This window comes from Pedobacter nanyangensis (genome assembly GCF_003313505.1).
Lineage (GTDB): Bacteria > Bacteroidota > Bacteroidia > Sphingobacteriales > Sphingobacteriaceae > Pedobacter > Pedobacter nanyangensis.
This window is the reverse complement of the sequence record NZ_QMHO01000004.1, coordinates 211,982-224,907: the sequence shown is the minus strand read 5'-3', so window position 1 is coordinate 224,907 and position 12,926 is coordinate 211,982. Positions and strand designations below refer to the sequence as shown.

Annotated in this window: 11 protein-coding genes and 3 tRNA genes; 7 read left to right on the top strand and 7 right to left on the bottom strand. The window is 41.1% G+C overall.

Annotated features, from left to right (window positions below):
- Nucleotides 1-9: 9 nt before the first annotated feature.
- The 4 genes from DUT71_RS09550 to DUT71_RS09535 all read right to left on the bottom strand — a co-directional run bounded on the left by DUT71_RS09550 (nt 10) and on the right by DUT71_RS09535 (nt 1,047).
- Nucleotides 10-82: transfer RNA gene (locus tag DUT71_RS09550), tRNA-Gly, on the bottom strand.
- A 101-nt stretch (nt 83-183) separates the two neighbouring features.
- A tRNA-Leu gene (locus DUT71_RS09545) sits at nt 184-268 on the bottom strand.
- A 52-nt stretch (nt 269-320) separates the two neighbouring features.
- Nucleotides 321-393, bottom strand: a tRNA-Gly gene (locus DUT71_RS09540).
- A gap of 174 nt (nt 394-567) precedes the next feature.
- Nucleotides 568-1,047: a regulatory protein RecX gene (locus DUT71_RS09535; RefSeq protein WP_113662419.1), complete on the bottom strand. Its 480-nt coding sequence runs from the start codon at nt 1,045-1,047 to the stop codon at nt 568-570.
- Between the two features lie 42 nt (nt 1,048-1,089).
- Here DUT71_RS09535 and DUT71_RS09530 point away from each other — a divergent pair, with 42 nt between their 5' ends.
- Both DUT71_RS09530 and DUT71_RS09525 read left to right on the top strand, forming a co-directional pair.
- Nucleotides 1,090-3,552: a bifunctional UDP-N-acetylmuramoyl-tripeptide:D-alanyl-D-alanine ligase/alanine racemase gene (locus DUT71_RS09530; RefSeq protein WP_240186895.1), complete on the top strand. Its 2,463-nt coding sequence runs from the start codon at nt 1,090-1,092 to the stop codon at nt 3,550-3,552.
- Nucleotides 3,553-3,655: 103 nt separating this feature from the next.
- The gene (locus tag DUT71_RS09525) at nt 3,656-4,246 is read left to right on the top strand and encodes a DUF502 domain-containing protein (RefSeq protein ID WP_113662307.1); all 591 of its coding nucleotides are present in this window, start codon (nt 3,656-3,658) and stop codon (nt 4,244-4,246) included.
- Here the strand turns inward: DUT71_RS09525 and DUT71_RS09520 are convergent.
- The 3 genes from DUT71_RS09520 to DUT71_RS09510 form a co-directional block, all read right to left on the bottom strand.
- A complete protein-coding gene (locus DUT71_RS09520; protein ID WP_113662306.1) occupies nt 4,243-4,737 on the bottom strand; it encodes a hypothetical protein in 495 nt (164 codons plus the stop codon). The genes DUT71_RS09525 and DUT71_RS09520 overlap by 4 nt on opposite strands.
- 194 nt (nt 4,738-4,931) lie before the next feature.
- Nucleotides 4,932-5,639 carry an LOG family protein gene (locus DUT71_RS09515; protein ID WP_113662305.1) on the bottom strand — a complete coding sequence of 236 codons (708 nt, stop codon included), beginning with the start codon at nt 5,637-5,639 and terminating at the stop codon, nt 4,932-4,934.
- Nucleotides 5,640-5,655: 16 nt separating this feature from the next.
- A complete protein-coding gene (locus DUT71_RS09510) occupies nt 5,656-7,239 on the bottom strand; it encodes a sodium:solute symporter (protein WP_113662304.1) in 1,584 nt (527 codons plus the stop codon).
- Between the two features lie 302 nt (nt 7,240-7,541).
- Between DUT71_RS09510 and recR the strand changes: the two genes are divergently transcribed.
- The 5 genes from recR (at nt 7,542) to DUT71_RS09485 (ending at nt 12,889) form a co-directional block, all read left to right on the top strand.
- On the top strand, nt 7,542-8,159 hold the full coding sequence (recR, locus tag DUT71_RS09505) for a recombination mediator RecR (RefSeq protein ID WP_113662303.1): 618 nt from the start codon (nt 7,542-7,544) through the stop codon (nt 8,157-8,159).
- A 2-nt stretch (nt 8,160-8,161) separates the two neighbouring features.
- Nucleotides 8,162-8,977, top strand: coding sequence for an SDR family oxidoreductase (locus DUT71_RS09500; protein WP_113662302.1), 816 nt, complete (start codon nt 8,162-8,164; stop codon nt 8,975-8,977).
- Nucleotides 8,977-10,956, top strand: a complete 1,980-nt coding sequence (locus DUT71_RS09495; protein WP_113662301.1) for a tetratricopeptide repeat-containing sensor histidine kinase — start codon at nt 8,977-8,979, stop codon at nt 10,954-10,956. The genes DUT71_RS09500 and DUT71_RS09495 overlap by 1 nt, the downstream gene beginning before the upstream one ends.
- A 189-nt stretch (nt 10,957-11,145) precedes the next feature.
- On the top strand, nt 11,146-12,135 hold the full coding sequence (gene trpD / locus DUT71_RS09490) for an anthranilate phosphoribosyltransferase (RefSeq protein ID WP_113662300.1): 990 nt from the start codon (nt 11,146-11,148) through the stop codon (nt 12,133-12,135).
- Between the two features lie 130 nt (nt 12,136-12,265).
- Nucleotides 12,266-12,889, top strand: coding sequence for a phosphoribosylanthranilate isomerase (locus tag DUT71_RS09485; RefSeq protein ID WP_113662299.1), 624 nt, complete (start codon nt 12,266-12,268; stop codon nt 12,887-12,889).
- Nucleotides 12,890-12,926 lie beyond the last annotated feature (37 nt).

Below are 12,926 nucleotides of genomic sequence, written 5' to 3'. Positions count from 1 at the left end.
GGCACTTAGAGCGAAAGACGAGATTCGAACTCGCGACCCCAACCTTGGCAAGGTTGTGCTCTACCAACTGAGCTACTTTCGCATGATCAACATCCGGAAGATGTTTTTTATTTTATTTTTTTCAAGCAATCATTACCATGAAATCTCGAAAAAAAACCTCCTTTATCTGATAAAGAAGGTTCGTACTGAAGGCGGGAATCGAACCCGCACGCCTGTTGAGGGCACAGGATTTTAAGTCCTGCGTGTCTACCAGTTCCACCACTTCAGCAAGCAATAAATGCTTTTTAAAATTAAATGCCCCCTGGTAGGAGGGCACTTAGAGCGAAAGACGAGATTCGAACTCGCGACCCCAACCTTGGCAAGGTTGTGCTCTACCAACTGAGCTACTTTCGCATTGTTAATATCATCCGATATTTCAAAACTTTTAGGCTTCTGTAGAGGCCATTTCCGTTTTGGTGATGCAAATATACGCAGATTTATATTTCTGCCAAGAAATATTTAATAAAAAATTAACGTTTTATTCTAACTGGTTGTTTTTCATATTTATATACTTGTTGTGTGCTAAAATCATGATGATTTTAGTAAAAGAAAAATTAAATCTTTTTCATAGCCCTTGCTTTGAAGGTAGTTTAAAAGCTTTAGTTGACGCTTTAAAACATTTTTCTCTCGCTCCACAGCTTGCTTTTTTTCAAGTAAAAGCTGCAAAGTCTGCAAATATTCATCTTCATCGATACTGCTTATTGCTTTTTTGATGATTTGCTCAGGTACCCTTTTTAATTTGAGCCCCTGTTTTATTTTTAACTTTCCCCATTGTTTGATCTTGAATTTTCCAGAAACGTAGGCAAGTGCAAATCGTTCTTCATTTAAAAAGTTCTCCGAAATTAAAGTAGAAATGATGTCTTCCACCTCATCAGGTTTCATCTGCCATTCGTAAAGCTTGTCTCGGGTTTCCTGTTGTGAGCGTTCCTGGAAGGCGCACCAATTGGCAGCTTTCTGTAAAGCTGTTTTTTTATCGTAATTGTATTTCTTTTCTTTATCGGTTTTCATAAATATTTGCTGAAATTCGTAAAAAAATCCCATTAACCTATCATGGCTATCGCAAAAGAGCACTATACCATCCAGCAAATTGCTGAAATTTTAAATGGCAAAAGCTTACTGGTCAACCCGCAAGCGCTTATTAAAAACCTCATTACCGATAGCCGTAGTTTGGCAGATGCCCCCTATAGTTTGTTTTTTGCCATTAAGGCACAAAGAAACGGGCATCAATTTATCGCAAATGCCTACCAACAAGGGATCAGGAATTTTGTGGTATCACAATCCATTGTTGCCCATCAGTTTCCGGAAGCCAACTGGATTGAAGTAGCCGATACGCTCGAGGCCTTACAGCAGTTGGTGGCCTATCACCGAAACCAGCATCATTTAAAAGTGATTGGCATTACCGGGAGCAACGGAAAAACCATCGTTAAAGAATGGCTGTACCAACTGCTCTCGGCCGATCTGCAGGTGGTGCGAAGCCCCAAAAGCTATAACTCGCAAATTGGGGTACCGTTAGCTGTTTGGCAACTAAACCATCAGCATCAACTGGGGATTTTTGAAGCCGGCATTTCCAGGCCGGGGGAAATGGAACAATTGGCAACACTTATTCGGCCTACAATAGGCGTACTTACCAATATCAGAGAAGCGCACGATGAAGGTTTTGCCAGCAAGGAGGCGAAGTTAGGGGAAAAACTTAAGCTGTTTAGGGGGGTGGAGACGTTTATATACGCTCCCGAATACCTAACTGCTAAAAATGTTGAGATACCAGGAAAACGAAAATTTACTTGGAGCTTTGTTCAGCCGGCAGATCTGCAGGTCATCAAAGTGCTAGCAGAAAACAGAAAAACAAAAATAAAGGCAGTTTACCAGGGAGCGGAGGTAGAAGTAGAGGTTCCTTTTACTGATGCGGCTTCTATGGAAAATATCGTGATTTGTTGGGCAACTTTGCTTGCTATGGGCTATGCCGTTAAAGAAGTGGTTTCGAGACTTTCAAAGTTGTCAAAAGTAGCTATGCGTTTGCAGTTGGTAAATGGTATAGATCAATGTTCGTTGATTGATGATAGCTACAGTGCCGATATTTCTTCATTGGCCATTGCATTAGATTTTCTTAATCAGCAAAATCAGCATCCAAAACGTACGTTGATCTTATCTGATTTGCAGGAAACGGGTAAATCGGCCGAACAATTATATCAAGAGATTGCCCTGTTGCTAAAACAAAAAAAAATAAACAGACTAATTGGGATTGGAGCGAATATTTCGGCCTATGCGCATTTGTTTGACCTGGAAAAATCTTTCTTTACTGATACTGCCAGCTTTTTGGCTAACGTAGCTTTGCTCAATTTTAACCACGAAACCATTTTGGTAAAAGGTGCCCGTAAATTTGAGTTCGAAAGAATCATTAAACGCCTAGCGCAAAAAATACATGATACGGTGCTCGAAATTAATCTTAATGCGCTGCTAGATAACCTACAGTCCTATAAAACCAGATTGGCTCCAGGCGTGAAAACAATGGCCATGGTCAAGGCGTTTTCGTATGGCAGTGGCAGTTTTGAAATCGCCAATTTACTGCAGCACCATAAAGTAGATTATCTTACAGTGGCCTATGTAGACGAAGGCATTACCTTGCGTAAAGCGGGTATTTCCCTTCCTTTAATGGTGATGAGCCCAGAACCGTCGGCTTTTGAGCCCATGTTGAGATATAAGCTAGAGCCCGAAATTTATAGTCTGGAACTTTTACAAAACTTTCTGCATTTTTTGCCCGAGGAAGTGAATGGTTTTCCCATCCATATCAAATTAGATACGGGAATGCACCGTTTAGGGTTTCAGGAAGAACATTTGTTACAGCTGCTGCATTTGCTAAAAGGAAACCAAAAGCTGAAAGTAGTTTCTGTTTTTACTCACCTGGTAGCAACAGATGATGAACAACACGACTCGTTTACCGAAAAGCAAGTATTGCTTTACCAGCGCATGTACCAGCAAATTGCAGAGGTGCTACATCATTCGCCTCTTAAACATGTGTTAAATACTTCGGGAATTAGCCGCTGGCCAAAATACCAATTTGATATGGTGAGGCTGGGGATTGGTTTGTACGGCTTTGATGCGGCGCACAAAATACCCAGTGATTTGCAGACGGTTGCGGTTTTAAAAACCACCATTTCGCAAATTAAGCAGTTAGCGCCGGGCGAAACCGTAGGTTACAGCAGACGGGGAGTTTTACCAAATGGCGGAACCATTGCCACCGTTAAAATTGGCTATGCCGATGGATATAGCAGGGCATTTGGTAATGGTGTGGGCAAAATGTTGATTGCTGGCAAGCTAGTGCCTACTATAGGCTCCATTTGTATGGATATGTGCATGCTGGATGTTACCGGAATGGAACTTGCCGTAGGCGATGAAGTGATTGTTTTTAATCAACAGCATAGTATTGTTGACCTGGCCACCGCCATTGGAACCATTCCTTACGAAATACTTACCAACGTATCGCAAAGAGTAAAAAGGGTATATTATTACGAATAGTTGGCTGGTTGATTGGCTTGCTGGTTAGTCGGAGCACTAAAAAAACAAACACTCAAACATCCAAAAACTAAACAACCAATTTGAAAAACGTTAATTTTGCGCCATGAATAAGATTGGAAAAGCCTTGTTGAGCTACCTTATCAGAGGACTATTAATTGTGGTGCCCATAGCGCTAAGCATTTTTATTGTGGTGTGGGCAGTAACCACCGTTGATAGTTGGGTAAACATCAATAGCATTTTTGGCGTAGATCCCAAAACGGGCGAAAGCCGAAATATCCCGGGGCTAGGTTTGGTGTTCGTAATTTTGATTATCCTGGGTGCTGGTATTTTTGTGACCTACTTTGTTACTGAGCCCATGTACAACTGGTTTCAGCGCTGGTTAAATAAATTGCCGCTGTTCAATTTTATTTATACTTCTATTAAGGATTTAACGGAAGCTTTTGTGGGGGATGAAAAGAAATTTAACCATCCAGTATTGGTTGAAATCGAAGGTGATATGAAGCGTATCGGTTTTCTTACCCAAAATGATTTGAGCAAATTGGATATGTTGGATGAAGCGATTGTTTACTTTCCTTTTTCTTATTCTTTTGCAGGGCAGATCTACATTGTTAAAAAAAATAAAATCAAGCCTTTGAACATGAGCGCTGCCGATGCCATGAAACTGGTGGTAAGTGGTGGAGTTACCCATCTCTAAATCCCTCTGATAATTACCATGATCGCAATTAGCGAGATAAATGCTACCAACAAACGGGAAAAGAATTCGCGGATATAGAGCCCAACCAGCAGGGCAAGCTCGTGGTCCAGGTTTTGTCCGTTTACCATTCCCGAACTGGATGAGGATTTGTAATGAAGCTGGGTGTCCTGGTGGTTGCTAATTGTCCATTGGTTTAACCAAGCATTGCTGTAGTTCCAGGTGAGGGGAATTTGGCCCGGTAAATTAATGATTGCACGCATCTGCCAAACGTTCATCTTGATATGGCCCAGTTCCACATGGTTGTCGCCATAGATGGTAACGGCAGTGTCAATAAAACCTTTACATTTAAAGTGATAGTTGGTTTGCGACATAATGCCAACGGCATGGTTGTTCCAGGTCTCAAAAATAAGATTGCCGCAAATTTGTCCGTTGCAGAATATTTGATAGGAGCTATCGAATACGCCCTTAGTCCATGTTACTATTTTTTCCATGATAGCTTTTACTGGTTAGATGTTTTAAAGGGGCCCACGTTACAAAATAATTGCACTGAAGTCCTCAATTAGCATTTACACAACAGATAAAACAGGGCCTTGTTTGGCGGCAATGAAACTTGAAGAAAGCTTACTGCATAAAAAAATCCCTATAGCGTTTGATGTTCTATAAGGATTTTTTGAGGAATGAATTCCTAGAAATTAGGTTTCAGTACATATTTGTCGTAGAACCTGAAGATATGTTCGGCGGCTTCTTCTGCCGTGTCTACCAATCGGAACAAGTTCAAATCTTCGGCATGTATGTTGTGCTCTTTCTCCAGCATGGTGTTTTTTAGCCAATCTACCAAACCACCCCAGTAAGCTGAACCTACCAGCACAATGGGGAAACGAGCGATTTTGCCAGTTTGGATCAATGTTAAAGCTTCAAAAAGCTCGTCCATAGTTCCCATGCCGCCAGGCAGTACAATAAAGCCCTGCGAATACTTCATGAACATCACTTTCCTCACAAAAAAGTAGTCAAACTCAAGCAACCGGCTAGGTTCAATATATTTGTTGTGGAACTGCTCAAAAGGCAAATCAATATTTAAACCTACAGATTTGCCGCCATTCATGTGAGCGCCCTTATTTCCAGCTTCCATGATACCTGGTCCACCACCTGTAATAACACCGTAGCCGCGTTCGGTTAACAAGCGGCCGCACTCCACCGCAATTTGGTAATAAGGATTGGTTTCAGCTGTTCTGGCCGAGCCAAAAATACTTACGCATGGCCCAATTTTCGATAATTTCTCAAAGCCATCTACAAATTCGGCCATGATCTTGAAAATCTGCCAGCTGTCCGTTACCTTAATTTCTTGCCAATCTTTGTTGGCAAAAGCACTTCTTATCTTCTCTTCACTATTCATACTTTTTAATAGGGTTTTAAAATCTGGTTTGCTGATCCGTCTTTTTGCTGATCAGCAATAGTCCCATAAAAGTAATGAATCCATTTATTAAAATAAGTTCTACACTAAAAACATATCCACCAAGCAGCTTTTCGGCATTGGTAGCAAAAAAGTAACACAAAATTGGAGAAATAACACACACCCAGGGAACCAGTTTGTCATGTAGTCCGCGTGATTTTACAAATAGGCCAAATGAATATAGTCCTAAAAGCGGTCCGTAGGTATAGGAGGCAATTAGGAAAATTAAGCTCACCACCGATGAGCTATTTAAGGCGTTGATTGCCAAAATCACGAAAAACATGATCAATGAAAATGTAATGTGAACGGTATGTCGTTTTTTAACCGCTTTTTTATTTAAATCGTTCATTACCTTCGAAAATTCTTCTTCGTTTTTTCCAAGCTTATCGGCAGTATCTTTAATGTCCGTTTGATTGAGCATATCCGTTTTTCCCATTCCAAGGAAATCCACGCAAAAAGAAGTGGTTAAAGCGGTTAATGCACTATCTGTAGTGGCAAAAGTTGCCGCGGTTAAACCTAACATAAATACAATAGCCGGTATGGTAGATAGGTGATTAAGGGCAATTTCCGGAAACAGTAGGTCGGTTCTTGGTTTGCCGGTAACATGGTCCAAAGGAATTTCGATGCCGTTTTTAGCAGCGAAGATGTAAAGTAAGGCGCCCACACTTAAGAAGAAGATGTTTAACACCACAAATATTCCGGTGAAGGTAAACATGTTTTTTTGAGCTTCGCCAATGGTTTTCATGCTCAGATTTTTTTGCATCAAATCCTGATCAAGGCCCGTCATGGCAATGGTTACAAATATTCCACCAATGAACTGTTTGCTGAAATAGAACTTGCTGGTCAAGAAATCTTCGAAGAAAAAGATCTTGGAATAGCTGCTGTTTTTTACGGTTTCAAATGCTTCTGGTATGCTTAAGCTTAAGCTATCACAAATGAAATAGATGGTTAAAAAAACAGATAGCACCAAGAAAAACGTTTGTAGCGTATCGGTAATGATGATGGTTTTTAAGCCTCCCTTGAAGGTGTACGACCAAATTAACCCTAAAGAAATTAGTACGGTTACCCAAAATGGTACGCCATAAGTATCAAATATAAAGCGTTGCAGCACAATAACTACCAGGTATAGTCTGGTGGCTGAGCCTAGGGTTCTGCTTACCAAGAAAATAAAAGCAGCCGTTTTGTAACTGTAATAGCCTAATCTTTGTTCAATATAACTATAAATGGAGGTCAGGTTCATTCGGTAATACAAAGGCAACAGCACTGTTGCAATGATGATAAACCCAACAGCATTTCCCAAAACAAACTGGAAATATTGGAATTGGTTTCCTGCGGGGGCACCAACTTCTCCTGGTACCGATATAAAGGTAACGCCCGATAATGCCGTTCCAATCATACCAAACGCAACTAAATACCATTTGGAGTTTTTGTTGGCCAAAAAGAAAGTTGAGTTGTCTGATGAATTTTTCGACGTCGCAAATGCAATCGCAATCAAGACACCAAAGTAGCCTATCAAGAAGCAAAGTAGTAATGTTGAACTCATATTATAATCTGATTTGTTGCTAAAAGTAGCAAAAACTTGCTAAAACTCGCAACTTGGTTTTTAAAAAACAGCAAAAGTTAATAAAAATAAGTGGTGTTGAAAGTAACTTGTCAAACACCGCATCGGAAGCGGATTTAATTTCTCCCGTGGAAGTAAATGTACAACAAAGCAGCAGTAGTTTGGCACTATGCTTATACTTAACTGTCTAATAAATAAACATCCTATTTTGATACCGTTCCCAAAATGTACAAGAGATTAAATAAATCTGTGCATCTGTGGCAAATAACTAATAAATTTGCATCATGAATTTTTCTTCCAAATTGCTCGAAGATGCAGTAAATGAGTTTGGTAAGCTACCAGGTATTGGCCAAAAAACCGCACTACGCTTGGTTTTGCATCTTTTAGGTAAGGAGCAGGCTGAGGTTGCACAATTTGGAAACACTTTGATCAAACTTAAAAACGAAATCAAAAACTGTAAAATTTGCCACAACATTTCCGATTACGACACCTGTAATATCTGTTCGGCACCAAAAAGGGAAAAGGAGGTGATTTGTGTAGTGGAAGATGCCAGGGATGTAATGGCCATTGAAAATACCCACCAATATTTTGGGGTGTACCACGTGTTGGGTGGATTAATTTCGCCGATGGATGGCGTTGGCCCTGCTGATCTGAATATTGAAAACCTGGTAGAAAGGGTAAAAAACTCCGAGGTCAAGGAAATTATCCTGGCCTTAAGCGCCAACATGGAAGGAGATACCACGTTATTCTATCTCCATAAAAAACTGAAAGATTTTAATATTCCTATTACTACCATTGCCCGGGGCATAGCCTTTGGCGGCGAGCTGGAATATGCTGATGAGGTTACGCTTGGACGCTCCATTGCCACTCGCGTACCCTATGAAAACACCCTAATAAAGTAAATATGAGCTTAAAAAATAAAACTGTAGTCATTACCGGGGCATCATCTGGCATCGGAAAAGCGCTTGCCCAGGAAATGGCAAAACGGGGCGCCAATGTAGTGCTTGCCGCCCGCCAATATGTTACCCTGTGTGAAATTACAGCCTCGCTGGAGAAAGCATATGGGATCAAAGCTTTGGCCATACAGGCTGACGTGAGCAGGGAAGAAGATTGCGAGGCACTGGTTAAGCAAACCGTACTTACCTTTGGCAAGTTGGATGTGCTCATTAACAACGCAGGTTTGTCCATGCGTGCCCTGTTTAAGGATTTGGATTTAGCTGTGCTTAAAAATTTAATGGATGTAAACTTTTGGGGCACTGTGTATTGCACCAAATATGCGCTGCCCCACATATTGGAAACTACTGGCAGTATTGTGGCCGTTTCTTCTATTGCAGGCTACCGAGGCTTGCCGGGCCGTACGGGCTATTCATCTTCAAAATTTGCGATGAACGGTTTTATGGAATCCCTGCGTACCGAATTGCTGAAAACCGGTGTTCATGTGATGGTGGCCTGTCCGGGTTTTACCACTTCAAATATTAGGGTGGCCGCCCTATCGCAAGATGGCACTGCCCATGGCCAAACCAGTATGGAAGAAGGTAAAATGATGAGTGCCGAAGAAGTGGCACAACGTATTTGCGATGGCATTGAACAAAGGAAACGTACCTTGATCATGACACGTCAGGGGAAACTGGCCGTTTGGGTAAATAAATGGTTTCCGGCCTTTGCCGATAAAAAAGTATTTGAACTTTTCACCAAAGAAAAAAATCCCCTGATTAAGTAATGACGCGTCACAAGCAAAAAACGCTCATTTTTGTCTTGTTTGGATTTTTGTTAAATCACCTTTTCATCTCGGGGATTTTTGCCCAGCGGCCTTCACTTGCACTGAACTCAAGTAAAGACTATGTTCAAATGGTGAAACATTACCGGTACCTAAACCCCGATTCGGCACTTTATTATGTGAAACAGGGACTTAAATTGGCTGCGGCCCAGGGTGATGTTTTGGGTAAGGCTGCCTTGTTAAACCAATACGGGATGATCGAAGATAATGCCACCAGGTATAGAGATTCCCGGGAAAAATATTTGGAGGCCGAAGCTATTTACCGGGAACAAGGCGATGATACTGGTTTGGCGGCAACATTAGTGCGTTTGGGAGTAGTCGAAAAACGTAAGGGAAATTATGATAAGGCCCTCGCTTATTTCATGGATGCACTCAGTATCAGTGAAAAAAATGGCCATAAATTAGGTATGCTCGAAGGCAGGGTTGTTTTTGCAGAGGCTTATTATAGCTTGGGCGAGTATGAAAATGCACTGAGCAATCTGCGTATCGCCGAAGAAATTGACCGCCAAATCCCCTTATCTAACTTATCCCTGAACATGTACATTAACTACGGTTATGTATATACCAAATTGGGAAACTATGAAAAAGCCATAACGTATTTGAAAAAGGGACTTGCCAAAAGCAACCGGCCTGATTTTAATGGTTTAAGGATAAGTTTAATGGTACAACTGGGAACTGCTTATTTTAAAAGTGGCAGGCGTAACGAGGCTATCGGTATTTACAAAGAAGCGCTGGCCTTTACCAAGGAAATCAAAAATGTGCTGCGGGAACAATCAACCTTGGTAGAGCTTTCTCAAGTGTATGTTAAAAACCAGCCCGATAGTGCGCTTTTTTACCTTTCTCAAGCCCTAAAAATTGCGGCACAGCATAAAATGCACCGCCAGCAAATTGTAGCATTGGATAAAATTGGCGATTTATATAAGGCAAAAGGCAATTTAGTTAAAGCACTTTACTATCGTGAACAGCGAAACAGCTTGGCAGAACAGGTGTTTTATACCGACATGATGAAACAGGTTTCGAGCCTCGAAAGTGCTTATGAGCTTGAAAAATCAAAAGCGCTGCTCACCGAGCTAACCGCACAAAGCAAGGAACAGAAGATGATCAAAAATATCATTCTGTGTGTGGCCATCGCTATTTTTTTGGTGCTTATGGTTACTTTGGGCAATTATTTCCGTTCCAAACACCTGAACAAGCTGCTCACTAAGGCCAATAAGGAACTGGAAGAAAGCAATGAAATCAAAGACAAATTTTTCTCCATTATCGCTCATGATATTCGGTCGCCATTGGTTTCAACCATCAGCATCCTGAAACTCATTTCCGATAGGGAATTAGATCAGGACATGCAGGAAAAGATGTTGGGCAAATTGGTAGCGCATTGCGATAGTAGCCTGGAAATATTGGATAAGCTTCTTAAATGGGGGCAGATGCAGATCAAGGGCGTGAGATTAAATGTTTCCGAGTTTAACCCGCTGCCAAATATCTATCGGAACTTAGGCTTGTTGCAGGAATCGGCGGCGCAAAAGGAAATTGAAATAGACATAGATATTGAAGAGGGCATGGTTTTAAAAGCCGATGCAGACCATTTTGATTTTATTGTAAGAAATTTGCTGGCCAATGCCATTAAATTTACCGAGAGAAACGGTGAGGTGGCGCTAAAGGCCAAGACCATCGACAAAAATACTGTTAAATTTGAAGTGAAAGACAATGGCGTGGGCATTAGCCAAGCCAGGATAGAAAAGCTTTTTGAGCTATCGGCAACGGGAACTAAGGGTACATCGGCAGAAGAAGGTACCAGTTTGGGCCTAATTATTTGCCGAGAGTTTGTAATTGCTAATCAGGGCAGGCTCGAAGTACAGAGCCAGATAGGCAAAGGCACTACTTTTTCTTTTACCATGAAGGGCTTTTTAAAAAATATTAGCTAAAAAAATAAAATCGTTTTGCATTTAAAGAAAAACAATTACATATTTGCCTACAGAATGAGACAAGTAAACGTAAATACAATTTGGTGGTGGCATAACGCAATAGCGTGATGTGACCTTTTGTACGTTTATTTTTTGAATAAAAATATTTTAGAAGGTTGCTGATGAGGCAACCTTTTTTTGTTGATAACCATGAAGAAAATATTAAGCCACCTTTTCGAGAACAAAACTTTTAGCAGCGCCGAGGCTCAAAAAATATTGACCTCCATTGCCATGGGCGAATTCAATAACGCTCAAATTGCTGCTTTTATTACCGCTTATTGCATGCGTAACATCACCGTAGAGGAATTGCAGGGCTTCCGTGACGCCATGTTGGACCTCTGCCTGAAAGTGGATTTTTCCGATTTTGAGCTGGTAGATCTTTGCGGTACTGGTGGCGATGGCAAGGACACCTTTAATATTTCCACTTTGGCGTCGTTTGTGGTTGCGGGAGCAGGACATAAAGTTGCAAAACATGGTAACTATGGCGTTTCTTCAGGCTGTGGTTCCAGTAACGTGATGGAGCATTTGGGCTATCGTTTTACCGATGATGAAAGTGAACTGAAACGCAGCTTGGATAGGGCGGGCATTTGTTTCATCCACGCACCTTTGTTCAATCCTGCCATGAAAACTGTCGCACCCATTCGGAGGGAATTAGGCGTAAAAACCTTTTTTAACATGCTGGGGCCAATGTGTAATCCGGCAAAGCCGAAAAATCAGATGGTAGGGGTGTTTAGTTTGGAGCTGGCTCGTATTTATGCCTATTTATACCAGCAAACTGATAAAAATTATACCATTATCCACGCGGTGGATGGCTTTGATGAAGTTTCGTTGACCTGCGATTTCAAAACCTTCAGTAAAAATGGGGAAGCCCTGGTTAAAGTTGCCGATTTGGGTTTTGAGGAACTGCGGGAACCACAGATACAGGGCGGAGACACCATAGCATCATCCGCTAAAATATTTATGGATGTGCTGGAAGGAAAGGCAACGGATGCTCAAACCAATGTAGTGTTGTGCAATGCGGCACTTGCCATCCAAACCATCAAGCAAAAGGTGAGCTTTGCAGATTGCTACTACGAAGCGGAAGAATCATTGCTGAGTAAAAGGGCTTTGGGAAGCTTTAAAGGTTTAATCACAGGATAATCATTTAACCGCCTTAAACGTTTTGGAACAGCTAAGTCTGAAATGCCTAAGGTGGTTAGACAACAACGCTCCAAAAGTAAAAATGTACTAAGGTGTATGAGGAGATTCAAATAAAAAAACGAATTAAAAAATGAAAATCAAAGTTTGTGGAATGAAACATGCGGCCAATATTGCCGACGTGGCCAACTTACGTCCCGATTACCTGGGCTTCATTTTCTATCCCAAATCTCCAAGGTTCATTAGTGAAGTATCTGCGGAGCTCATTAAATATGTTCCTGCTGATATTAAAACCGTAGGAGTATTCGTAAACGAGGGAATTGGTGAACTGAAATTAAAAATAGCCAAACATCAGTTAAAGACGGTGCAACTGCATGGAACAGAAAGCACTGATTATTGTGCTGAGCTGAAAAATTTGGGAATAGAAATTATAAAGGCATTTGGCGTTCATCCTGATTTTGATTTTAAGCAGTTAGAAGCTTATGCCCCGCTTGTAGATTACTTCCTTTTTGATACCCAAACGCCAGCGCACGGAGGATCAGGTAAAGTATTCGATTGGAAACTACTTGAAAACTATCACCTGGACAAATCCTATTTCTTAAGCGGCGGAATAGGATTGGAACATGCTCAACAAATTAAAGCAATACCAGATCCTAGGCTTTATGCCATAGATGTAAACAGTAAATTTGAGCTTGAACCAGGTCTGAAAGATGTGGAGAAATTGAAAGATTTTTTTGGGAAGGTAACATCTCGGTGACGGGAAATATGGTGTAAAGTTTAGCAAACAAATACGT